Raw genomic sequence first — 23,521 nt, forward strand, 5'->3', positions numbered from 1 at the left:
ACCACGATGACAGAAGTCGTGACCAGCATTCGCCGTGTCACGGACATCATGGGTGAAATCAGCGCCGCCAGCAGCGAGCAAAGCGCGGGCGTGGCCCAGGTGGGTGAAGCGGTCTCTTCCATGGACCAGACCACGCAGCAGAACGCGGCGCTGGTGGAGGAGATGGCGGCTGCGGCATCCAGTCTGAAATCTCAGGCGCAGGATCTGGTGCAGGTGGTGGCGGTGTTCAAGTTGGGCAGCGAGCCCGCGGCACACCGGGAATTGCTCGCCCTGGGCTGATCTGGGTACAGTGCGGGCCATGAACTTCATTGACGCACGGCACACGCACTTCGCCACCCTCATGGTTCCCGGCACACTGCCCGAGCAGCTGGCCAGTGGCTGCAAATGGGCCGAAGGTCCGGCCTACCTGGCAGACCAGCGCTGCGTGGTGTGGAGCGACATTCCTAACGACCGCATGCTGCGCTGGAGCGAGGACACGGGCACCGTCAGCACCTACCGCAGCCCCGCACGCTTTACCAATGGCCACACGTTGGATGCCCAGGGCCGCCTGATCAGCTGCGAACACGGCTCGCGCAGCGTGACCCGGCTGGAACACGACGGCAGCACCACGGTGCTGGCCAGCCACTGGCGGAGCTTGCGGCTGAACAGTCCCAACGACGTGGTGGTGGCACGCGACGGGGCTATCTGGTTCACCGACCCAGCCTACGGCATCGACAGCGACTACGAAGGCTACAAGGCCGACAGCGAGATTGGCGCCTGCCATGTGTACCGTGTTGACCCAAGCACCGGCATATGCGAGGCGGTGCTGACAGACTTTGCGCGCCCCAATGGCTTGGCGTTCAATGCGGACGAGAGCCGACTCTACGTGGCCGACACGGGCCGCACGCACGCGGCCGAAGGGCCCAAGCACATCCGCGTGTTTACGGTGGGCGCGGGCTATGCGTTGTCAGGCGGCGAAGTGTTTGCCGACTGCGATGTGGGCCTGTTTGATGGCTTTCGTGTGGACGCACTGGGCCGGGTGTGGACCAGCGCGGGCGATGGTGTGCACTGCTATGCGCCCAGCGGCGCGCTGCTGGGCAAGCTGCTGCTGCCCGAACCGGCGGCCAACCTGGTGTTTGGCGGTGTCAGTGGCTGCGACCTGTTTGTCTGCGCCACCAGCGCGCTTTACCGCGTGCGGCTGGCTTCGGACTGGGCGACTTCGAGCGCGTCGATAAACATGGCGGCCACGTCAAAGCCGGTCTGATCGGTAATTTCCTGGAAGCAGGTTGGGCTGGTGACGTTGATCTCGGTCAGCGAATCACCGATCACGTCCAGCCCCACCAGCAACAGGCCGCGCGCGGCCAGAATGGGGCCCAGGGCCTCGGCAATTGCGCGGTCGCTGGCGCTGATGGGCTGGGCCACGCCCTTGCCACCGGCCGCCAGGTTGCCCCGCACTTCACCGCCTTGCGGAATACGTGCGAGGCAATAGGGCACGGGCTTGCCGCCAATCACCAGCACACGCTTGTCGCCGTCCTTGATGGCAGGCAGAAACTTTTGCACCATCAGGGTCTGGGCACCGTCCTTGTTCAGCGTCTCGATGATGCCGCCCAGGTTCAGGCCATCGTCTTTCACGCGGAAGATGCCCATGCCACCCATGCCGTCCAGTGGTTTCAGGATGATGTCGCGGTGCTCGGCATGAAAGGCGCGTACCGCATCGGCATCGCGCGTAACCAGCGTAGGCCCGATGAACTGGGGAAACTCCAGAATCGCCAGCTTCTCCGGGTGGTCACGCAGTGCACGCGGCTTGTTGAAGACCTGGGCACCCTCACGCTCGGCCTGCTCCAGCAGGTGGGTGGCGTAGAAGAACTCGGAGTCAAACGGCGGGTCCTTGCGCATCACCACGGCGTCAAAGTCCTTGATGGCCACGGTGTCCGCCGTCTCGGTGAACCATGCCGTTGCGTCGCCGGTGAGCGTGATGCGGCGCACCGCCGCCTGCACCACGCCGCCACGCTGCCACACCAGGTGGCGTGGCTCGCAGGCAATGATGCGGTGGCCGCGGCGTTGTGCCTCGCGCATCATGGCAAAGGTGGTGTCCTTGTAAATCTTGAAGGATTCCAGCGGATCGGCAACAAACAGAATGTCCATGGTGATTCTCGGTAAAGGCTGCACAACAGGCGCAGCGGCTCAGGCGGCAGCGGGTTTGCGGCCGTAGTGTTGCACCAGCAGCGCCAGCGCGCCAGCCACCACGCCCCAAAACGCCGAGCCCACGCCCGCAATGACCACGCCGCTGAGCGTCACCAGAAACGTGATGAGCGCGGCCTCGCGGTTGGCATCGTCCTTGAGCGCGGCCGTCAGCGCGCCGCCAATGGTGCCCAACAGCGCCAGCCCCGCAATGGCGGCGACCAGTTCTTTGGGGAAGGCGGTCAGCACGCCGGTGATGGCCGCGCCAAACAGGCCGATGACGATGTAGATGGCACCGCAGGACACGGCCGCGGTGTAGCGCCGTGTGGGGTTGCTGTGCGCCTCGGGGCCCATGCAGATAGCAGCGGTGATGGCGCTAAGGTTGATGGCAAAGGCGCCAAACGGCGCCAGCACCAGCGTGGCCAGCCCGGTGAGCGTGATGACCTTGGAGATGGGAATGCCCGCGTCGCCCCCCTGGGCGCGGCGGTCTGCATAACCCGCGGCCTGGATGGCGGCCACGCCGGGCAGGTTTTGCGACGCCATGGTCACCACAAACAACGGCAGCGACAGACTGACAAAGGCCGCCAGCGAGAAGCGGGGGGCCACAAACACCGGCCATGTTAAGCCAAAAGTGATGTCAGCCCGCGTAAAACCTGCGCCAACAGCTACGAAAACAATAGCAACTAGCAGGGTAAGCGGCACCGCATAGCGTGGCACAAAACGCTTGCCCAGCAGGTAGGCCACCACCATGGTGGCCACCAGCGGCAGGGCGGTTTGCGCCGCGCCAAAGCCCGAAAGGCCAAAGCGCGCCAGCACGCCGGCCAGCAGGGCCGAGGCCAGTGCCAGCGGGATGCGGTTCATCACGCGCTCAAACCAGCCCGTGGCGCCCACCAGCGTGATCAGCAGCGCGCAGAGGATGAAGGCGCCGACGGCGTCCGCCATGTTGAAACCACCCGCCAGACCGGCCGACGCCAACACCGCGGCGCCCGGCGTGCTCCAGGCCACCATGACGGGTTTTTTGAGCCACAGCGAGGGCACCAGCGTGCAAAGGCCCATGCCGATGCTCAGCGCCCACATCCACGACGCGATGATCTCGGGCGTGGCGCCAAAGGCCTGGGCCGCCTGAAAAACGATGGCCACCGAACTGGTGAAGCCCACCAGCACGGCCACAAAACCGGCCGTGAAGGCCGAGAGACTCAGGTCTTTGAAAAACTGCATCAGGCGTTATCCGTTGGGAACAGGGCGAAGGCGCTGTCCCAAACTGTTTTAGATTTCTATTTTGGAGCCCAACTCCACCACGGAGTTGTTCGGCAGGTTCAGGAAGTCTGCCGCGGCGCTGGCATTGTGGTGCATTTGGGCAAACAGCTTCTCGCGCCACGGCGCCATCCCCTCGCCCAGCGTGGGTACCACGGTGTCGCGCGACAGGAAGTAGCTGGTGGTCATGGCGTTCATGTCGCAGCCGCGGCCCTTGATTTGCGCCAGCGCCTTGGGCAAATCAGGATCGTTCTTGAAGCCGTAATGCACCACCACCTGCCAGCAGTCGTGGCCCAGCGAGTCGATCTGCAGGCGCTTGTCCAGCCCAATCCAGGGCAGCTCGTGGTTCTTCACGGTGACAAACAGGTTGCTGGTATGCAGCACCTTGTTGTGCTTGAGGTTGTGCAACAGGGCATTGGGTACCGTGCCCTTGTCGGCCGTCAGGAACACAGCCGTGCCTTCCACGCGTGCGGGCGGGCTCACGAACACGGCTTCCAGAAAACTCGGCAGGTCCAGCGCGTCGGCACGCAGCTTCTCGTTGAGCATCCGACGGCCGTCCTTCCAGGTCATCATCAGTGTGAAGACGGCGCCGCCAATCATCAGCGGGAACCAACCGCCGTCAAACAACTTGAGCAGGTTGGAGGCCCAGAACGCAAAGTCCACCACGAAGAAAAAGCCCGTAGCCGCAATGCACAGCCACAGCGGGTACTTCCAGCCGTAACGGATGACGTAGAAGGTCAGCACCGTGGTGATCAGCATGTCGGTACACACGGCAATGCCGTAGGCCGCGGCCAGGTTGCTGGAGGACTTGAACATCACCACCGCAAGCACGATGGCCACAAACAGGCCCCAGTTCACAAACGGCAGGTAGACCTGCCCGGTGTCACGCACGCTGGTGTGGTTGACCTGCAGGCGCGGCAGGTAGCCGAGCTGGATGACCTGTTTGGTGACCGAGAAGGCGCCCGAAATGAGCGCCTGCGAGGCGATCACCGTAGCCATGGTGGCCAACCCCACCAGCGGCAGCAGCGCCCAGTCGGGCGCCATCAGAAAGAACGGATTTTTCACGGCCTCGGGGTTTTGCAACAGCAGCGCACCTTGTCCAAAATAGTTCAGGGTCAGGGCGGGCATCACCACCGAGAACCAGGCCAGACGGATAGGCTTCTTCCCGAAATGGCCCATGTCGGCATAAAGCGCCTCGCCACCGGTCACGCACAGCACCACCGCACCCAGAATGATGAAGGTGGTGCCGGGGTTGTTCCAGATGAAACTCAGGGCGTAGACCGGGCTGATGGCCCAAAGGATCGCCGGGTTCTCCAGGATATGGCTCACCCCCAGCAGGGAGATGGCCGCAAACCACACCACGGTGATGGGGCCAAAGAACTTCCCAATGCCCGCAGTGCCTCGCTTTTGCACAAAGAACAGACCGAACAAAATAATCAGGGTCAGCGGGATGACATAGCGCTTGAACCCGGGCGAAATAACCTCCAGGCCTTCCACGGCCGACAGCACAGAAATGGCCGGGGTGATGACGCCATCACCATAGAACAGGCAGGTGCCGAAGATGCCGACGATGAGCAACACGCGGCGCAGCTCGGGCCGGTGCTTCACCGACTGGGAGGCCAGCGCCAGCATGGCCACCAAGCCGCCCTCGCCGTGGTTGTCGGCCCGCAGCACCAGCACCACGTACTTGATGGAGACGATGACCGTGAGGGTCCAGAAGAAGATGGAAAGGATGCCGTAGACGTTGTCCGGGGTGAAAGGCACGTGGCCGGAGCCAAACACTTCTTTCATGGCGTACAGCACGCTGGTGCCAATGTCGCCGTAAACCACGCCGATGGCGCCCAGAGTAAGCGCCGCGAGAGACGATTTTGATGCTGACACAAATTGGCCCGGCGCGCAGGTGCCGCCGGGTTCCGTTCCATTGGGGATCGCTATTTTGCTCCCGGCGCATGCGACCGCAAGGAGGCGATCCCCCAAATCTGACGGTTTTTCAGTGCATGTTGCAGCGCAGCAACTGCTTGCTCAAAATGGGTTGACGCGCCTTAGTCGTAGCGTTCTGCATCGGGGTCGGTGGCCTCCAGCTCGTAGCTGGCAGCCAGCATGGCCAAGCGACCGATGACACCGTACATGTAGAAGCGGTTGGGGGCGCTGGCACCCGGCTTCACACCCGGCTGAGGTAAGTGCGTACTCTCGGCAAATGCCAACGGCACGTAGCTGGAGCCCGGTGCGCTGAGGTTCTCGTCAATGCCACGCTCGGCATGCATGCGGTAGAACCCGCCCACGACGTAGCGGTCCATCAAATAGACCACGGGTTCGGCCACCGCATCGTTCACACGCTCGTTGGTCTGCACGCCTTCTTGCAGGATCAGCTCCAACGGATCGGGCGATGCCTCCAGCCCGGCGCCCATCTTGCGCAGCTTGGCCTCCAGGTCCTTGGTGTCGCGCACGGTCAGGATGGCGTTGCCGCTGGTGCGGTTGTCGGCCTTGATCACGAGAAAGGGCTTCTCCTTGATCCCGTATTCCTTGTACTTCTTCTTCACCTTGGTCAGCATGGCGTCCACGCGCTGCTGCAAGGCATCCAGTCCTTGGGGCGTGCTCAGGTCGGCCACACCGTATTTGTCAAACATCGGAGTGATGAGCCAAGAGTCCACGCCAATGAGCTTGCCAAAGCGCTTGGCCACTTCCTCATAGCATTTGAAGTGGGTGCTCTTGCGCCGCGTGGTCCAGCTGGCGTGCAGCGGAGGCAGCAGGTACTGCTCGTGCAGGTCTTCCAGAATGCCGGGCACACCCGCGCGCAGGTCGTTGTTGAGCAGGATGGTGCAGGGGTCAAAGTCTTTCACACCCAGGCGGCCCTTGGTGCGGATCACGGGTTCGAGCGTGATGGACTCGCCGCCGGGCAGCTCGATGGTGGTACTTTTCTTGATGTCCGGGCTGATGGAGCCAATGCGCACATTGAGGCCCGCCATGTGGAAGATGCGGCGCAGTTGGGCCAGATTGCTCATCTGGAAGGTGCTGCGCGCGTTGTTCTCCGGCACGATCAGCAAATTGCGCGCTTCCGGGCAGATCTTTTCAATGGCGGCCTGTGCGGCCTGCACGGCCAGCGGCAGCATGGCGGGCGTCAGGTTGTTCCAGCCGCCGGGGAAGAAGTTGGTGTCCACCGGGGCCAATTTGAAACCGGCGTTGCGCACATCCACCGCAGTGTAGAAGGGCGGTGTGTGCTCCATCCACTCCAGCCGAAACCAGCGCTCGATGGCGGGCATGGAGTCCAGAACCCGTTGCTCGAGTTCATTGATGGGGCCCGTCAGGGCGGTAACGAGATGCGGAACCATACGACGCTTTCAAGAAGGATCCCCATTCTAGGGGTCGCCCCTAGGTGGTGAAGCTTGCGCCGATTTCAAGGCCCGCAGCGCCCGATCAGCGCATTTAAGTGCGCACTTCGCCCTCGCCCAGCACCACATACTTCAGGGAGGTCAGCCCCTCGATACCCACGGGGCCGCGGGCGTGGAACTTGTCGGTGCTGATGCCGATTTCGGCACCCAGTCCGTACTCAAAGCCATCGGCGAAGCGCGTGCTGGCATTCACCATCACGCTGGCCGAATCCACCTCGCGCAGAAACTTCTGGGCGTGCACATGGTTGGTGGTAAGGATGGCGTCGGTGTGGTGGCTGCTGTACTGGTTGATGTGGGCAATGGCTTCGTCCACACCCTCCACAATCTTCACGCTGACGATGGGCGCAAGGTATTCCTCGTACCAGTCTTGCTCGGTCGCGGGCACCAGCCTTGCTCCTGAATTAGTAGCTACTGGCGCACTGTCTACGGGGGCTAGAGGCAGATTTGACTTCAGGATGGCTAGCGCCTCAGGGTCGCAGCGCATTTCCACACCCTTGTCGGCGTAGACCTTGCCGATCAGCGGCAAGAAAGCAGCCGCAGCACCACGCGCCACCAGCAGGCCTTCGGCGGCATTGCAGGGGCTGTACTTGTTGGTCTTGGCGTTGTCTGCCACCTTGACAGCCATGGCGATATCGCAGGGGTCGTCCACGTACACATGGCAGTTGCCGTCCAGGTGCTTGATGACGGGCACCTTGGCGTCGCGGCTGATGCGCTCGATCAGGCCCTTGCCGCCGCGCGGAATGATCACATCCACATACTGCGGCATGGCGATCAGCTGGCCCACCACCTCGCGGTCTGTGGTCTGCACCAGTTGCACGGCGTCAGCCGGCAGACCGGCTTCGGTGAGGGCCCGTTGCACCAGCTTGGCCAACGCCTTGTTGGAGTCAATGGCTTCAGAGCCGCCACGCAGGATGCAGGCGTTGCCGCTTTTGATGGACAGGCTGGCGGCCTCGATGGTCACATTGGGCCGGCTTTCAAAGATCATGCCGAACACACCGATCGGCACCCGCATCTGCCCCACGCGGATGCCGCTGGGCTGCTGCTTCATGCCAATGATTTCACCAATCACGTCCGCCATCGCCGCCAGCTGCTCGCAGCCTTCGGCACAGGTTTCCAGCACCTTGGGCGTGAGCTTGAGCCGGTCCACCATGGGCGCGGCCAGGCCGTTGGCAATGGCACGCTCAATGTCCTTGGCGTTGTCCACCTGCAGGGCCTGGGTGTTCTCCCGCAACAGGCGTGCGAGCGCCCGAAGCGCTGCATTTTTCATAGCAGCTGGCGCTTTGGCCATGAGGGCAGATGCCGTTTTTGCCTGTAAACCCAGAGCCAGGGCGTAGTCGGTGGTGTTGGACGCGTTCATAGGGGGATTTTCGCAGATGCCGCTCAACGCGCACGCCCATGGGTATTTCCGCCCGCAGGTACCGCGGCACACAGCCCACACAGCTGCAGTGCCAGCCGGTGCAGCGCCTGCCACCCCGTGGTGGGCCAGTCGGGTTGCTTGAGGCCTTTGACAATGCCGTCCACCAGATGGGCAGACTGCAGCAGCTCAGCCAATTTGGATTCGGACAGTTTGGGCAGCACGCGCTCGAACAGACGCTCCTTCACGCCCCAGATACGGTTCTCGCGCAGGGCCATGGGCAGGGGACGGCCTTGGGCCATGGCGTCTTTCACACGCTTGAGGGCGCGGATGTCTTCGGCCAGCGTGTAGTGCACCAGCACCTCGGCCTCGCCCTCGGCCTGCAAGCCGTCCAGCATGCGCTGCACGCGCTGGGCCTGGCCGGCCAGCACGGCCTCGCTGAGTTTGAACACGTCGTAGCGCGCGACATTGAGCACGGCGCTTTCCACCTGCTCGAAGGTCAACACACCACCATTCACATCGGCGGAAAACAACAGACCCAGCTTCTGGATTTCCTGGTGCGCGGCCAGCAGGTTGCCTTCCACGCGGTCGGCAAAAAACTGCAGCGTGCGCTGGCCTTCTTCCCCGGCAGCCACGCGCTGCCCCTGGGCACCCAGGCGCTGGGCGATCCACTGTGGCAGCGCACCGCGCTCCACGGGGCTCACCTCCAGCGTGACGCCATTGGAATCCAGTGCCGCAAACCAGGCCGTGGACTTGGTCATCTTGTCCAGGCGGGGCAGCATGACGACGGTGAGCGTGGAATCGTTGCCCTGCGCGCCCTCGGCCAACTGCTGCAGCGCCACGCTGCCGTCCTTGCCCGGCTTGCCGCTGGGGATGCGGATTTCGACGATTTGCTTGTCGGCAAACAGGCTCAGGGAGCCGCCTGCGGCCAGTACCTCGCTCCAGTCGAAATGGGCACCGGCCACGGTGTGGGAGGTGCGCTCGGTGTAACCGTTGGCACGCGCGTTTGCGCGGATGGCGTCTAGCGCCTCTTGTTGCAATAGCGGCTCGTCACCGTGCAGCGTATACAGGCTTTTGAGCCCGCGCTGCAGGTGGTTGCTGAGTTGGTTCGCCGCGAGTTGCATAGGGGGCTGAGTTTAAAGCCCCCACGCTTCCTAAGCCGCCAGCCCCAAAGCCTTGCGCTCCGATGCCAACATGGCGCAGACCAGATCCGTCGCCGCCTGGGCAGTTTGCCCCCCAAAGTCGCGCAGCGGGTTGTACTCGGTCAGTTCCAGCGCCACAAACTGCAGATCCTGGCTGCAACCCGCCAGCACCTGCAATGCATCGGCCAGGCGGATACCCTGCTCCACTGGCGTGCCGGTGCCCGGAGCGTCGCGCGGATCCAAGCCGTCCAGATCAAAGCTGATGCCCCAACCGGCGGTGCCCTTCTGCACACGGGTGCGGGCCTCGTCAAAGCAGGCAGCAAAGCCGCGCTCCAGTACCTCGGGCATGAACATTACGCGCACACCCAGACTGTCCAGCAGTGCCTTTTCAGCGGGTTCGTAGCTGCGTGCACCGATGATGACGAGGTGCTCCGGGCGCAGCTTGTGGCGCCAGCCGAAGAGGTCCGTCATGCCCGCCGAGCCATGGCCCAGCAGCGCCGCTACCGGCATGCCGTGCGGTGCCTGGCTGTCCGAGGTGTCGGGGGTGTGGGCATCCAGATGCGCGTCGATCCAGACCAGGCCCAGCGCGCCCTGCGGGCGCAAGTGGTGGGCCACTGCGCTCCAGGTGCCCACGGCACAGGAATGGTCGCCACCCAGCACCAGCGGCTGCTGGTTCTGACGCAGAACCAGCGCAACCGTGCCGGCCAGGCGCTCGGAGAAGCCTTCGATGGCGTTCAGCCGGCTGGTCGCCAGCATGGGCTGGGCGGTCACCGTGTCACCCCAGGTGACGGTGCGGCCAGTGGCAGCCAGCGCGTTGGCAATACCGTGGTCGCGCAAGGCCCCGGCGCCCCACTTGCAGCCACCATCGCTGGCGCCCTCGCCCACCGCGGCGCCGATCAGGTGCAGAACGGAAGTGCTCATGCGGCTTTGCGCAGGGCCGGGCGCGCAGCGACGGCGCAGGCAAACAGGTCTTTAGGGTCTGGCAGGTCAGGGACCAACTGCACGGTGCTGCCCACGCCCAGTTTTTGCGACAGGGCATGCACATAGCGCAGGGCTGACAGGTCTTCCAGCGCAAAGCCGACCGAGTCAAACAGCGTGACCTGGGCGGCGTTGTCGCGGCCCACGGTGGTTCCGGCCAGCACCTGCCAGAGCGGGTGCGTCACAAAGTCGGCTGGCATCTGTTGTAGCTCGCCTTCGATACGGGTTTGCGGTTCGAACTCCACGAACACCTTGGCATGGTTCAGGATCTCGGCCTGCAGCTCGGTCTTGCCAGGGCAGTCACCGCCCACGGCGTTCAGGTGCATGCCGGGCTCGACCATGTCGGCCGTCAGGATGGTGGCGTTGGTCTTGTCGGCCGTCACCGTGGTCACGATGTCGGCGCCGCGCACGGCTTCGCGCGTGGAGGCGCAGCGCACAATCGTGAGGCTGCCGGCGTCGGTGTAGGGGCGCAGGTTGGTGACCAGCTTGTCGGTGGCCTTGGGGTCGACGTCAAACACGCGCAGCGTGGTGATGCCCAATTGGGTCATGAAGGCAATTGCCTGGAACTCGCTTTGCGAGCCATTGCCGATCAGGGCCATGGTCTTGCTCTCGGGCCGAGCCAGCACCTTGGCGGCCATGGCAGAGGTGGCCGCAGTACGCAGCGCGGTGGTGATGGTCAGCTCGCTGAGCAGCTCGGGGTAGCCGGTGGCCACATCGGCCAGCACACCAAAGGCCATGACGGTGGACAGGCCCTGCAACGGGTTCTTGGGGTGGCCGTTGACGTACTTGAAGGCGTAGAGCGCGTTGTCGGACACGGGCATGAGCTCGATCACGCCGTTGGTGCTGTGGTTGGCGGTGCGGGGGGATTTGTCAAAGTCTTCCCAGCGCAGAAAGTCTTCGCGGATGGTCTGGGCCATCTCGGACATCATGGGGGCCAGGCCGTGCTGCAGCACCAGTTGCTGCATGTCGTGGACGTCGATATAGCGGGTCATGTCTTGTCTCCTCAGGTGGCCGGGAGAGGTGCGGAATCCGCAGACCTCCACAGGCCCTGATGGCCTGCCCGGTATCAGAGAAAGTTTAGGCTTGGAGTGGGCGCTGTAAGCGCCGAAGCGTCAGACGCAAAGCACGCAAAAGTGCCGAATACCGCTTCGGTTACTTCCGTTTCGGAAGCAACCGAAGCGGTTTAGCTGTCGTCGCGCACCACGAGCGGGAAGCCCGCGAATTCCTTGACCGTCTGCAGCTCGGTGCTAGTCACCACCTTGTCGATGCCCAAGCCCACATCGTCGATCCAGGTGTTGGTGAGGTCGCGGTAGTGCGCCAGGTCGCGGCAGGCCAGGCGCACCAGGTAGTCGTAGCGGCCGCTCACCAGGTGGCAGGCAATCACCTCGGGGCAGGCCACCATGGCCGCCTCGAAACGCTGCACCGTGGCCTGGCGCTGGTCTTTGAGGGCAATCTCGGCAAACACCGACACATGCTCACCCAGCGCCTTGCGGGCCAGCAGCGCGCGGTAGCCGGCGATCAGGCCATCGTCTTCGAGCTTGCGGATGCGGTTCAGCGTGGCGCGTGCCGAGAGATTCACCTCTTCGGAGAGGGCCTGGGCGCTCATGCGCCCGTCGCGCTGCAGCAGCTCCAGCAGGGTTTGGTCCACGCGGTCCAGGGCCATGCTCAGTCCAGGGTTTTGACCGCGGCTATACGGCGCAGCAGCTGTTGCACGATGTCGGACTGCATATCGCGGTACAGCAGGCCTTCTTCGGCCTCCTTGGCCAGCACGGCGGATTCGTTAAAGCTGATGTCACGCTGCTGGATGATCTCGGTCTCTTCAATCAGATCGCGCCCCTGCGGCGTGCGCATGCGGAATTTCAGACGGATGCGCAGCTGGAACTCGCGCACCTGGCCCGAGGCGTTCACACCGACCACGGTCTTCTCACGCAGCTCCTGCAGGATGTCCACAATCACCTGCGGCGGCTGGCCACCAGCCGGTGGCGCCACCGGGCGCACGGCATCGCCCAGGTAGCGGATCAACTCCGACGCCACGGCGCCACCGCGCTCGGGCGTGACCGCAATCGTCTCAAAAGCAAAGGTCTGCTTGCCGCGCAGCTTGAAGCCGCAGCCGGCCAGCAGGGCGGCAACAGGCAGGGCAAACAGGTGGCGGCGCTGCATCACAAGCCTAGACGACCACGTTGACCAGGCGACCTGGCACCACGATGACCTTCTTGGCCGTGGCGCCTGCTGCGTGGCTCAGGAAAGCCTCGCTGGCCAGAGCGGCGGCTTCGATGGCTTCCTTGCTGGCACCAGCGGGCACGCGCACCGCGCCGCGCAGCTTGCCGTTGACCTGCAGCACCAGTTCGATCTCGTCCTGCACCAGGGCGGAAGCATCCACCTGGGGCCAGGGTGCGTCCAGCAGATCACCCAGCGTACCGGCGTAGCCCAGCTCCGACCACAGTGCGTGCGCCAGGTGCGGCGTGGCAGGGTAGAGCACGCGCAGCAAGATGCCAAAACCTTCAATCAGCGCCACCTGCGCGCCCGCGCTGTCCAGGGCCTTGAAGCCTTCCAGCGCGTTGATCATCTTCATGGCGCCGGACACCACGGTGTTGTACTGCATGCGCTGGTAGTCAAAGTCCACCTGCTTGAGCACGGTATGCATCTCCAGGCGCAGGGCCTTGGCTTCCTTGCCGAACTCAAGGTCTTTCAGGCTACTAGCCCCCGTCGCACTTGCACCAGCAGCTACCAAATCCATAGCAGACAGTTTGTAACCGAAGTTCCAAACGCGGCGCAGAAAGCGGTAACTGCCTTCCACGGCAGAGTCGTTCCACTCCAGCGTGGCTTCGGGCGGCGCGGTGAACATGGTGTAGATACGGGCCGTGTCGGCGCCGTACTTGGCAATCAACTCCTGTGGGTCCACACCGTTGTTCTTGGACTTGGACATGGTGCCCACGCCCTCGTAGTCGATGGGCGTGCCCACGGGCAGCGGGCCGTCGCCGCTCTCGGCTTCGTTCTTGAGCTTGGCGCCCACCACTTTGCCGGCTTCGTCCAACACATGCTCCACGTCATGCGGCCAGAAGTAGTCCTTACCACCCTTGGCGGTCTTGCGGCTGTAAATGTGGTTGAGCACCATGCCCTGGGTCAGCAGCTTGGTGAACGGCTCGTCCACCTTGACCAGGCCCAGGTCACGCATCACCTTGGTCCAGAAGCGGGCGTACAGCAAATGCAGGATGGCGTGTTCGATGCCGCCGATGTACTGGTCCATCGGCATCCAGTAGTCCGCGCCACCGGCCACCATGGCGTCCGGGTTCTTCGGATCGCAATAGCGCATGAAGTACCAGGACGAATCCACAAAAGTGTCCATGGTGTCGGTCTCGCGACGCGCAGGCTTGCCGCACACCGGGCAGACCACACCAGCGTGGAAACCTTCGTGTTTGTGCAGCGGGTTGCCCGAGCCATCTGGCACGCAGTCCTGCGGCAGCACCACGGGCAGGTCTTTCTCGGGCACCGGCACCGCGCCGTGTTCCTCGCAATGGATGATGGGGATGGGCGTGCCCCAGTAACGCTGGCGACTTACCCCCCAGTCGCGCAGGCGCCAGGTGGTCTTCTTCTCGCCCAAGCCCTTGGCGGCCAGGTCTGCTGCCACGGCATCGACGGCGGCCTTGTAGGCCAGGCCGTCGTACTTGCCAGAGTTCACGGTCACACCGCGCTGCTTGTCGCCGTAGGAATCGGCCCAGGCGCTGGTCGAGAAGGTCTCACCATCGACTGCCACCACTTGTTTGATCTCGATGCCGTACTTGAGCGCAAACGCGAAATCGCGCTCGTCGTGCGCCGGCACACCCATGACGGCGCCATCGCCATAGCCCATGAGCACATAGTTGCCCACCCACACCGGCACTTGTGCGCCCGTCAGCGGGTGCGTGACAAACAGACCCGTGGGCTGGCCCTTTTTCTCCTGCGTGGCCAGCTCGGCTTCGGTGGTACCGCCGGTCTTGCACTCTTCAATAAAGGCTGCCAACGCGGGATTGGACGTAGCGGCGTGCGCCGCCAGCGGGTGTTCCGGCGCCACTGCGCAGAAAGTCACGCCCATGATGGTGTCGGCGCGTGTGGTGAACACGTACATGCGGCCGTCGCCAATCAACGCCCCGCTCACGTCTTTGATCTCGTGCGGGAAGGCGAAGCGCACGCCTTCGCTCTTGCCGATCCAGTTTTCCTGCATCAAGCGCACGCGGTCTGGCCAGCCGGTCAGCGTGGCCTTGTCATTGCCCATCTGCACATGGTCCAGCAGCTCCTGGGCGTAGTCGGTAATCTTGAGGTAGTAGCCGGGTATCTCGCGCTTCTCGACCACCGCACCGGTACGCCAGCCCTTGCCGTCAATCACCTGCTCGTTGGCCAGCACGGTCTGGTCCACCGGGTCCCAGTTCACGACCTGGGTCTTGCGGTAGGCAATGCCTTTTTCCAGCATCTTCAGGAACAGCCACTGGTTCCACTTGTAGTACTGCGGGTCGCAGGTGGCGACCTCACGGCTCCAGTCGATGGCCAGGCCCATGGCCTGCATCTGGCCCTTCATGTAGGCGATGTTCTCGTAGGTCCACTTGGCCGGTGGCACCTTGTTCTTCAGCGCTGCGTTCTCGGCGGGCAGGCCGAAGGCGTCCCAGCCCATGGGCATGAGCACGTTGTGGCCGTTCATGCGCAGGTAGCGCGCCAGCATGTCGTTGATGGTGTAGTTGCGCACATGGCCCATGTGCAACTTGCCGCTGGGGTAGGGCAACATGGAGCAGGCGTAGAACTTCTTCTTGCTCTTATCCTCGGTCACGCGGTAGGCGTTTTGGCCGTTCCACAGGGGTTGGGCCCAATGGTCCTGGGCCGATTTTTCTACGTCGAGGTGCTGGTACTTGTCTTGCATTGGATGGGGGGCAGCACAGGCGCTGCCGGAGGAGAAGCTGGGGGGATTTTAGGCGCTGCGCCGCGCCAGTCAGTTGGCTGCAGGCGCGGGGGCAGCGGGCGATTCGGGTTCAGCGACAAATCCTATGCGGCTCAGACCCGCTTTTTGCGCCAGGCCCATGACTTCTACCACCCGGCCATAGGGCACCGTGGTGTCGGCACGCAACTGCACTTCGGTCAGGGCATTTTGGGCGGCCGCCCTTTGAAAAGCCTGGGCGAGGACACCAGGCGGCGTAGGCACATCCGCCAAAAAGATCTTGCCCGTCTTGTCTATGGCCACCGAGAGGTACTTGGGTGCATCGACCGCCTGCGCACCCGCGGCCTGCGGCAGATCGACCTTCACCGCACTAACCAGCAGCGGGGCCGTGATGATGAAGATCACCAGCAGCACCAGCATGACGTCGATCAACGGCGTCATGTTGATGTCGCTCATGGGTTGCGCGCTGGGGGTGCGCTCCAGGCGGCCGAAACTCATGGCCGAGACGTCAGCAGCAATTCGCGCAGGTCGCGCGCAAAGCCTTCGAGATCGGCTTCGATCCGCCCGATGATGCGGCCCAGGATGTTGTAGCCCAGTACAGCAGGAATGGCCACCGCCAGGCCCGCGGCCGTCATGACCAGGGCCTCGCCCACAGGGCCGGAAATTTTGTCGATGCTGACCTGGCCCGTACCGGCAATGCTGATCAGCGCATGGTAGATGCCCCAGACGGTACCCAGCAGCCCCACAAAGGGCGCAATGGACCCCACGGTGGCCAGCAGCACCTGGCCAGCTTGCAGGCGATGCAGCACGCCATGCAGTGCATCGCGCAGCACCCGCGTCAGCTGCTGGGAACGGTCGCCAGTGTCCGCCAGCGTGCCCTGGGTAGACACCTGGGTGGCGTCTACCAGTGGCGCGACAAGCAGCTCGCGGTCAAACTGGCGCACGGCCTGCTGGGCTTGCGCCCAGTCCGGCGCCTGCCAGAAAGCCGCCGTGCTGCGCGCCACATCGGTGAGCGCACGCCGCAGCAACCAGCCCTTGAAGAGAATGACAACCCAGCTGCATACCGACATGACCAGCAACAGCACGGACACCGTGCTGCTCACGGCATCGCCCTTGAACAGCAGGGCCACCACGCTCATTTCAGGTTCAGCACATCAAACATGTCGAACAGCCCGGACTTGCGGCCCGCCAAGAAACGCGCGGCGCGCAGGCTGCCCTGGGCGTAGGTGGCGCGGCTGGACGACTTGTGGCTGATCTCAATGCGCTCGCCAGTGCCGGCAAACAGCACGGTGTGGTCACCCACGATGTCGCCACCGCGGATGGTGGCAAAACCGATCGTCGACGGATCGCGCTCACCCGTCACACCATAGCGCTCATACACAGCGCACTCCTTCAGGTCACGGCCCAGCGCGTCGGCAATCACTTCGCCCATTTTCAGTGCCGTGCCCGAGGGGGCATCCACCTTGTGGCGGTGGTGGGCCTCGACAATCTCGATGTCATAGCCGTTGGACAAAGCCTTGGCAGCCATCTCCAGCAGTTTCAGCGTTACGTTCACACCCACGCTCATATTGGGTGCCATCACGATGGCAATGTCCTTGGATGCTTCGGCAATCTCCGCCTTCTGGGCATCAGTAAACCCGGTGGTACCGATCACGACCGACGCACCCAGCTCGCGGCATACCTGCAGGTGCGCCAACGTGCCCTCGGGGCGGGTGAAGTCAATCAGCACATCGCAGCCCTTCAGGCCTTGGCGCAGGTCCGAGGTAATCAGCACACCGGTGGACTGGCCACCGAACGCACCAGCGTCCTGCCCTAGCGCAGGGCTGCCGGCCATGTCCAACGCGCCGCCCAGGCGGCAGTCGTCGGCCGCACGCACGGCCTCAATCAACATCTGGCCCATGCGGCCGGAGGCGCCAGCAATGGCGATGGTCTGGGTCATATCCCTGTCCTGTGGTGAAAAATCAGGGCCCGGCAGCGGGCTCCAGTGGGGGGTAAACGGTGGGGGCGCTACCAGCGGCACTGACGGGATTGTCGGATTTGGCCGGTGTCGGAAATTTGCTGAGGTTTTCTTCCGACGCTGTCAGTGCGGGCAAGGGCCCCTTGACAGGAGTGGACTTCAACGTGGCCACGAATTCGGATTCGCTGGGCAATTCGTCCGCTTCCACACGGTCCAGGGCGTCACCCTTGAAGAACACGGTTACCCGACGCGACTGCGGCTCTGCACCCTGTCGCTTGAGCGTGAACACGTAGTCCCAGCGCTCCGCGTGGAAGACACTGGTAAGCAGTGAAGTGCCTAGCACGTCCTGCACCGTGGCACGCGGCATGCCGGGGCGCAACACGGCCACCTGCTCGCGGGTAACCACGTTGCCTTGCACGATATCAATCTTGTACGGAGAGATCGCCTGCACGGCCTTGCTGCCCGCACCGCTGAGCGAGCCGCACCCGCCCAAGGCCAGCAGAGTCATGGCGACCCAGAAAGAAGCGACACCGCGGCACAGGTTATGGAGCATGAAAAGTAAGGGGCGATATGATCGTGCGATTGTAGCGGTTGGCCCCTGCCAGCCGGACTGGCCCCAGCGCTGGAAAGATGCCCATGAGCAACATCGATGAACTGAAAAATACGGGACTGAAGGCAACCGTACCGCGCCTGAAAATTCTGGAGGTATTCCAGCGCGGCACGCAACGCCACATGACGGCCGAAGACGTGTTCCGCGTGCTGCTGCAGGAGCGCTCGGACGTGGGACTGGCCACGGTTTACCGCGTGCTTACGCAGTTTGAACAGGCCAGCATTCTGAGCCGCAGCCACTTTGAAAGTGGCAAGGCCGTGTATGAGCTCAATGAAGGCCAGCACCATGACCACTTGGTATGCCTGGACTGCGGCAAAGTGGAAGAGTTTTATGACGCGGAAATTGAGAAGCGCCAGCACGCCGTTGCCAAAGCCAAGGGCTTCACCATCGCTGACCACGCGCTGAGCCTGTACGCCACCTGCACCAAAGACCACTGCCCCAACCGCAAATCCTGAGGATTTGCGACGCGGCCTAGCCACCCTCAAGCATGGCCTTGCGGTGCCGCTCCACAAACTCTTGGTAGGTGTCAATGCCGCGCAACTGCAGGATGGTATTGCGCACGGCGGCCTCGACCAACACGGCAATATTGCGACCGGCCACCACCTGAATGACCACTTTGCGCACGGGAATGCCCAGCACATCCTGGGTCAGCGGCTCATAGGGGATGCGCTCGTATTCGCGCTCCAGTGTCTCGCGACGCACCAGATGCACGATGAGCTTCAGGCGCATCTTGCGGCGCACCGCCGTTTCACCAAAAATGCCGCGGATATCGAGCAGGCCGATGCCCCGGACTTCCAGCAGGTTTTGCAGCAGCTCGGGGCAGCGCCCCTCAATGGTCGTCTGGTTGATGCGGTACAGATCCACGGCGTCGTCCGCCACCAGGCCATTGCCGCGGGAAATCAGCTCCAGACCCAGCTCGCTCTTGCCTAGTCCCGACTCACCTGTGATCAACACGCCCAGGCCCAAAATGTCCATGAACACGCCATGCATGGACATGCGCTCGGCAAAGTGCTTGGACAGGTAGGCACGCAGCACGTCAATCACAAAGGCCGACGACTCCTTCGTGGCGAACATCGGGATTTGTGCGCGTTCGCACATGGACAGCAGGGCCTGCGGCGCAGCCTGACCATCAGCCAGCACCAGCACGGGGGGCTCCAGCGTCACAATGCGCGCGATGCGGCGCGCACAGTCTTCGGGCGTAGCGTTGGTGATGTAGCGGATTTCGCGCTCACCCAGAATTTGAACGCGGTAGGGGTGGATGTAGTTCAGGTATCCCACCAGATCGGCACCCGAGCGGGCCGCGCTGATGGCGACCTCGTCAAAACGACGCTCGGAAGCGCCCAGGCCAGCCACCCACTCCCAGCGCAAATGGGCCCGAAACTCCTCAAACAGGGCATCTGCGCTAACCGCGGTGGGTTTCAAGGGCGTGGCCTCGGCGGAAAAAGTATCAGGCCGCGCGGGCCGACTGCCAGCCGGAAATCAGGCCATACAGCAATGCGCTGTCGCCACAGCTGGTGATTTGCTCCCGCAACACGGCGTCACTGAGCAACTCGGCGATCTCGGAGAGGATTTCCAGGTGCTTTTGCGTTGCGGCTTCAGGGACCAGCAGGAATATCAGCAAGCTGACCGGAATATCGTCCGGTGCGTCAAACCCTATCGGATGGGACAGCTGGAACACTGCCGCCATGGGGGCTTTGAGGCCCTTGATACGGCCATGGGGAATGGCTACGCCATGGCCCAGACCGGTGGACCCGAGGCGCTCCCGGGAGAACAGGCTATCAGTCACCAACGCACGGCTGAGGCCATGCAGATTCTCGAAAAGCAGGCCTGCTTCTTCAAAAGCCCGTTTCTTGCTGGTGACATCGACTTGCGCAAGTACTTGCGAAGCGGAAAGGATGGACGCGAGTCGGTTCATGGTGTGAGGCGAATTATGCACACAAAAAAACCGCCCGTGAAAGGGCGGTTTTTGGGTGGCAGTCCCTAGCGCTTTGGGACTACATCAGTCGCTTGGGGGCCTCGTGATGGTGGTTTTGCAAGCGGTCCTTGTGGCGAACGACCTGGCGATCCAGCTTGTCCACAAGTTCGTCAACAGCGGCATACAAATCCTCGTGGGCACTTTCAGCAAACATGTCGCTGCCCTTGACGTGGATATTGCATTCGGCGCGTTGCCGTCGTTCCTTTTCCTTTTGCTTCTCAACGGTGAGTAGAACCTTGACATCTACCACTTGATCAAAGTGGCGCATGATGCGATCGAGCTTGGTCGTGACATAACTACGCAGGGCCGGGGTAACTTCAAGGTGATGACCGCTGATCGTCAAATTCATAAATAGCCTCCAGTTGCTCTCAGGGTTGACAAAGCCTTCCATCGGAATGGTCGGCACACGAAAAGCGGATTCCAAAATGCGGTCGTCTTGAGAAAGACTATGCGCCCGAATCAGGCCGAATGCAACGCATTTTTGTAATGCGATGCAACATCAAAAGGTCATTTGGGAACGGGAGGCACTGCGGGCTGCAGATTCAAACGGCTGCCCAGCGCAATCGCCAGAATGCTGGCAGTTCCGCCCAACACCGCGGCCATCCAGTAGTGCTGCACCAAGCCTGCGGCATCGCGGCCGATGATGGCTCCCCCCACCAGTGCGGCCAGGCCCATGGCGGCAGACTGCACCGCAGAATTCAGCGTCATAAAGGTCCCGCGCAGCGCCGGATTGGCGGCCGAGGTGAGCATGGCCATGCCTGGAATCATGCGCCCACTCATGCAGACAAAGAACAGGGTGGACACGGGCAACGCCCACAACAAGCCCACCGGCCCGAGCAGCGTGGTGGCCAGCATGGGCACCACCACAGCCACTGCCAGTACCCGGAAAGTCTTGAACTTGCCCCAGCTGTCAGCCAGGCGACCAAACCAGCGCGCCGAAACCAGGGTCGCCACGCCGCCGCAGAGGTAGATGTAAGGAATCTGGTCGGCACGCAGCCCCACATTGGTCTGCATGTAGATGGTGATGTACGGTATCACCGTGAACCCGGCAAACATCAACAGCGCAGAGAACATGAAGGCACGCTGGTGGTTGGCATCCTGCAGCGCCTCCCGGATGCGGCTCCACGATGACGCGGGCACATGCAAAGCCAAATGTGCATTGAGCACAGGCATGGAAAGCTGCGCAAACACCATCAGCAAGACACACATCGCCGCGATGCCAAAGAAGGGTACATGCCACCCTAAATGCGCCGCCAGGAAGAGGCCCAGCGGCACACCGGCCACGGTGGACACCGAAAACGAAGTCATCACAATGCCCATGGCGCGGCCCCGTCGCTCGAAGGGAATCACGTCACCGATGATGGTTTGGCTCAGGGCGGACAGCACGCCGCCAAAAATGCCGGCGCCGATGCGCGCGGCCATCAGCTCGCCATAGCTGGTGGCCAGACCGCACGCCAACGTAGACAGGGCAAACAGGCCGTACAGCACCAGCATCAAGCGTTTGCGGTCAAAGCGATCAATGTAGGTGGAGGCCACCAAACCGGAAACACCGCCCGCCAAGGTGTAGGCCGAAACCAGCAGACCAAACTTGGCATCGCTCACGCCAAACAACTGGGTCAGGGCTGGCCCCAGCGGCATCATGATCATGAAGTCCAGGATGTTGGTGAACTGGATACCAGCCAGGGTGATCAGAAGCCAGAGTTCACGGCGGGGAGTCAAAGCGATGGGCATGGTGAGCAAACGAAGTGGGCGGCCAGAAAGCCAGCCAAGCACTCTATCACCGCCCCGACGGTGCGATAATTTGCGCATCGCAACACTTGGAGAACGCTCCTTGGAAACCTACCCCAGTCGGTAGCTTTCAACTCCCACGACTGCATCGGGGTTGAAAGTACCACCCCCCTTTTGCAGACACCACCACATCGGGAGTGAGCCATGCTCAATATCTTTACGCTTGCCAATGGCCGGCTCTTTCAAGAAGAGATCGAGTCGCTGGAAGAGCTTTCCAAGTTCCAGCCCATCTGGGTGGACCTGGAGTCCCCCACTGTTGAAGAAAAACGCTGGGTCAAACAGTACTACGGCCTGTCCATCCCGGAAGACGCCATGGACGAGGACATCGAAGAATCCGCTCGGTTCTACGCCGAAGACAACGGCGAAGTTCATATCCGCAGCGACTTTCTGGTCGCGGACGAAGATGAGCCTCGCGCAGTCCGCGCGGCCTTCATCCTGAATCTGGTGAACGACAACCTGAAGAGCAAGGGTGTCCTGTTCTCCATCCATGACGAAGACGTGCCTGTGTTCCGACTGTTGCGGATGCGGGCGCGCCGCGCGCCTGGGCTGATCGAAGACGCCAAGGAAGTGCTGCTCAAGTTGTTCGACGCCGATGCAGAGTACTCGGCCGACACGCTGGAAGGTATTTACGACGAATTGGAGAAGGTCAGCAAGAAAGTCCTGTCCGGTAACGTCACGGATGCGATCGCCGGTGAAGCGCTGGGGGCCATCGCCCGCCACGAGGACCTGAGTGGTCGCATTCGCCGCAACGTGATGGACACCCGCCGCGCCGTGAGCTTCATGATGCGCAGCAAGATGCTCAACGCCGAGCAGTTCGAGGAAGCGCGGCAGATTCTGCGCGATATCGACTCGCTGGACTCGCACACCGCGTTCCTGTTCGACAAGATCAACTTCCTGATGGACGCGACCGTCGGTTTCATCAACATCAACCAGAACAAGATCATCAAGATCTTCTCGGTGGCCAGCGTCGCACTGTTGCCGCCCACCCTGGTCGCCAGCGTGTATGGCATGAACCTGAAGTTCCCGGAGCTGGAGTTTCTGGGGGGCTGGAGCTACCCCTACACCGTGGCCTTGATGGTGGCCAGTGCGCTGGTTCCCATGTGGTACTTCTACAAACGCGGCTGGCTTCGATAAAAAACAACCTCCCAGCCCGCGTATTTATTGCGCAAGCAGCTCCTCTTTTGATAGTGAACTGAGCAGCGACTGAATGATGTTGCGGGCGTACACGCTCGCAACATCATTGACGAACTGGCTGAAATCCAGGTGCGCGCTGTCATCAGCCCGGTCCGAGATCGTGCGCACTGCGACAAACGGCACGCCGTAGTCGGCACACACCTGGGCTACGGCCGCGCCTTCCATTTCCACGGCCAGCGGCGTATGGCCGGCGGCCGTCAAGGCTTCTACCAACACAGCCACTTCGGTAGCACCATTCACGAACCGGTCGCCACTGGCAATCAGGCCACGGTGCACAGCGGGAGCGCGGCCCTGATGGCGTGTGCCCGCGAGGGCCCGTTCGGTCGCCGTTTGCAAGGCGTCGCACAGTGCCACGTCACCCGCAAACACCGACTGCCCGTACAGCGGAACCTCATAACGCGGAAACAGCGGCGAGGCATCCATGTCATGCTGCACATAGGATGACCCCACCACCACGTCCCCCACCTGCACGCCCTCGCCCACACCCCCAGCTACTCCCGTGAACACCACCCGCCCCACCCCAAAATGGGCGATCAGTGCCGTGGTGGTGGTGGCTGCCGCCACCTTGCCAATACGCGACAGCGCCAGCACCACAGGCAAACCCCAAAGGAGGCCGCACCAAAACGTGCGGCTGGCGTACTCCACGCGCAGGGGCGACTCCAGCACTTCAATGAGCCCAGCCTGCTCTTCAGCCAGGGCGCTCAGGATGGCAATGGGGGCGGGGGCAGCAGCAGCCATGAAAATGCGGAGTTGTTGAACGGAAACATGAAGCGTAGCAGGCATAAAAAAGCGACCCGAAGGCCGCTTTGTATGTACC

Annotated in this window: 23 protein-coding genes and 1 pseudogene; 4 read left to right on the top strand and 20 right to left on the bottom strand. The window is 62.7% G+C overall.

The window, feature by feature from the left end; all coding sequences use genetic code 11:
* Together AC07OE_RS14470 and AC07OE_RS14475 are read left to right on the top strand one after the other, a co-directional pair.
* Positions 1–279, top strand: a pseudogene (locus tag AC07OE_RS14470) (methyl-accepting chemotaxis protein); the annotation flags it as partial.
* Between the two features lie 19 nt (positions 280–298).
* On the top strand, positions 299–1,243 hold the full coding sequence (locus AC07OE_RS14475; protein ID WP_495071277.1) for an SMP-30/gluconolactonase/LRE family protein: 945 nt from the start codon (positions 299–301) through the stop codon (positions 1,241–1,243).
* Here AC07OE_RS14475 and gshB read toward each other — a convergent pair.
* From gshB to AC07OE_RS14550, 15 genes are all read right to left on the bottom strand, one after another.
* The gene (gene gshB / locus AC07OE_RS14480; RefSeq protein WP_495071278.1) at positions 1,165–2,124 is read right to left on the bottom strand and encodes a glutathione synthase; all 960 of its coding nucleotides are present in this window, start codon (positions 2,122–2,124) and stop codon (positions 1,165–1,167) included. The genes AC07OE_RS14475 and gshB overlap by 79 nt on opposite strands.
* A gap of 39 nt (positions 2,125–2,163) precedes the next feature.
* Positions 2,164–3,378, bottom strand: a complete 1,215-nt coding sequence (locus AC07OE_RS14485; RefSeq protein WP_495071279.1) for a benzoate/H(+) symporter BenE family transporter — start codon at positions 3,376–3,378, stop codon at positions 2,164–2,166.
* Positions 3,379–3,426: 48 nt separating this feature from the next.
* Complete coding sequence (locus AC07OE_RS14490) at positions 3,427–5,295, bottom strand: potassium transporter Kup (protein WP_495071280.1); 1,869 nt, start codon at positions 5,293–5,295, stop codon at positions 3,427–3,429.
* A 161-nt stretch (positions 5,296–5,456) separates the two neighbouring features.
* Positions 5,457–6,743 carry a glutamate--cysteine ligase gene (gene gshA, locus AC07OE_RS14495; protein WP_495071281.1) on the bottom strand — a complete coding sequence of 429 codons (1,287 nt, stop codon included), beginning with the start codon at positions 6,741–6,743 and terminating at the stop codon, positions 5,457–5,459.
* A 94-nt stretch (positions 6,744–6,837) separates the two neighbouring features.
* Positions 6,838–8,160 carry a glutamate-5-semialdehyde dehydrogenase gene (locus tag AC07OE_RS14500; RefSeq protein ID WP_495071282.1) on the bottom strand — a complete coding sequence of 441 codons (1,323 nt, stop codon included), beginning with the start codon at positions 8,158–8,160 and terminating at the stop codon, positions 6,838–6,840.
* A gap of 23 nt (positions 8,161–8,183) precedes the next feature.
* On the bottom strand, positions 8,184–9,281 hold the full coding sequence (gene holA / locus AC07OE_RS14505) for a DNA polymerase III subunit delta (RefSeq protein WP_495071283.1): 1,098 nt from the start codon (positions 9,279–9,281) through the stop codon (positions 8,184–8,186).
* A 30-nt stretch (positions 9,282–9,311) separates the two neighbouring features.
* Positions 9,312–10,220, bottom strand: coding sequence for an arginase (locus AC07OE_RS14510; RefSeq protein WP_495071284.1), 909 nt, complete (start codon positions 10,218–10,220; stop codon positions 9,312–9,314).
* Positions 10,217–11,269, bottom strand: coding sequence for an ornithine cyclodeaminase (gene ocd, locus AC07OE_RS14515; protein ID WP_495071285.1), 1,053 nt, complete (start codon positions 11,267–11,269; stop codon positions 10,217–10,219). The genes AC07OE_RS14510 and ocd overlap by 4 nt, the downstream gene beginning before the upstream one ends.
* Positions 11,270–11,460: 191 nt before the next feature.
* Complete coding sequence (locus AC07OE_RS14520; protein WP_495071286.1) at positions 11,461–11,940, bottom strand: Lrp/AsnC family transcriptional regulator; 480 nt, start codon at positions 11,938–11,940, stop codon at positions 11,461–11,463.
* Between the two features lie 2 nt (positions 11,941–11,942).
* Positions 11,943–12,437 carry an LPS-assembly lipoprotein LptE gene (locus AC07OE_RS14525; RefSeq protein ID WP_495071287.1) on the bottom strand — a complete coding sequence of 165 codons (495 nt, stop codon included), beginning with the start codon at positions 12,435–12,437 and terminating at the stop codon, positions 11,943–11,945.
* Positions 12,438–12,444: 7 nt separating this feature from the next.
* The gene (leuS, locus tag AC07OE_RS14530) at positions 12,445–15,165 is read right to left on the bottom strand and encodes a leucine--tRNA ligase (protein WP_495071288.1); all 2,721 of its coding nucleotides are present in this window, start codon (positions 15,163–15,165) and stop codon (positions 12,445–12,447) included.
* Positions 15,166–15,234: 69 nt separating this feature from the next.
* Positions 15,235–15,678: an ExbD/TolR family protein gene (locus AC07OE_RS14535; RefSeq protein WP_495071289.1), complete on the bottom strand. Its 444-nt coding sequence runs from the start codon at positions 15,676–15,678 to the stop codon at positions 15,235–15,237.
* Positions 15,675–16,319, bottom strand: coding sequence for a MotA/TolQ/ExbB proton channel family protein (locus AC07OE_RS14540; RefSeq protein WP_495071290.1), 645 nt, complete (start codon positions 16,317–16,319; stop codon positions 15,675–15,677). Before AC07OE_RS14540 ends, AC07OE_RS14535 begins: the two co-directional genes overlap by 4 nt.
* Entirely contained in the window at positions 16,316–17,119 is an 804-nt protein-coding gene (dapB, locus tag AC07OE_RS14545) for a 4-hydroxy-tetrahydrodipicolinate reductase (protein ID WP_495071291.1), read from the bottom strand. Before dapB ends, AC07OE_RS14540 begins: the two co-directional genes overlap by 4 nt.
* Positions 17,120–17,141: 22 nt before the next feature.
* Positions 17,142–17,645: an outer membrane protein assembly factor BamE gene (locus AC07OE_RS14550; RefSeq protein ID WP_495071292.1), complete on the bottom strand. Its 504-nt coding sequence runs from the start codon at positions 17,643–17,645 to the stop codon at positions 17,142–17,144.
* Between the two features lie 128 nt (positions 17,646–17,773).
* Between AC07OE_RS14550 and fur the strand changes: the two genes are divergently transcribed.
* Complete coding sequence (fur, locus tag AC07OE_RS14555) at positions 17,774–18,202, top strand: ferric iron uptake transcriptional regulator (RefSeq protein WP_495071293.1); 429 nt, start codon at positions 17,774–17,776, stop codon at positions 18,200–18,202.
* 16 nt (positions 18,203–18,218) lie between these two features.
* Here the strand turns inward: fur and hprK are convergent, their stop codons facing one another.
* The 4 genes from hprK to AC07OE_RS14575 form a co-directional block, all read right to left on the bottom strand.
* A complete protein-coding gene (hprK, locus tag AC07OE_RS14560; RefSeq protein WP_495071294.1) occupies positions 18,219–19,169 on the bottom strand; it encodes an HPr(Ser) kinase/phosphatase in 951 nt (316 codons plus the stop codon).
* A gap of 25 nt (positions 19,170–19,194) precedes the next feature.
* Positions 19,195–19,662, bottom strand: coding sequence for a PTS sugar transporter subunit IIA (locus AC07OE_RS14565; RefSeq protein WP_495071295.1), 468 nt, complete (start codon positions 19,660–19,662; stop codon positions 19,195–19,197).
* A gap of 79 nt (positions 19,663–19,741) precedes the next feature.
* A complete protein-coding gene (hpf, locus tag AC07OE_RS14570; RefSeq protein ID WP_296472434.1) occupies positions 19,742–20,071 on the bottom strand; it encodes a ribosome hibernation-promoting factor, HPF/YfiA family in 330 nt (109 codons plus the stop codon).
* Positions 20,072–20,229: 158 nt separating this feature from the next.
* A complete protein-coding gene (locus AC07OE_RS14575) occupies positions 20,230–21,453 on the bottom strand; it encodes an MFS transporter (RefSeq protein WP_495071296.1) in 1,224 nt (407 codons plus the stop codon).
* Between the two features lie 201 nt (positions 21,454–21,654).
* Between AC07OE_RS14575 and AC07OE_RS14580 the strand changes: the two genes are divergently transcribed.
* On the top strand, positions 21,655–22,644 hold the full coding sequence (locus tag AC07OE_RS14580; RefSeq protein ID WP_495071297.1) for a magnesium and cobalt transport protein CorA: 990 nt from the start codon (positions 21,655–21,657) through the stop codon (positions 22,642–22,644).
* Between the two features lie 24 nt (positions 22,645–22,668).
* Here the strand turns inward: AC07OE_RS14580 and AC07OE_RS14585 are convergent, their stop codons facing one another.
* Positions 22,669–23,442 carry a 5'-methylthioadenosine/adenosylhomocysteine nucleosidase gene (locus AC07OE_RS14585; RefSeq protein WP_495071298.1) on the bottom strand — a complete coding sequence of 258 codons (774 nt, stop codon included), beginning with the start codon at positions 23,440–23,442 and terminating at the stop codon, positions 22,669–22,671.
* Positions 23,443–23,521 lie beyond the last annotated feature (79 nt).

It is taken from the genome of Rhodoferax sp. GW821-FHT09E07 (assembly GCF_059416145.1).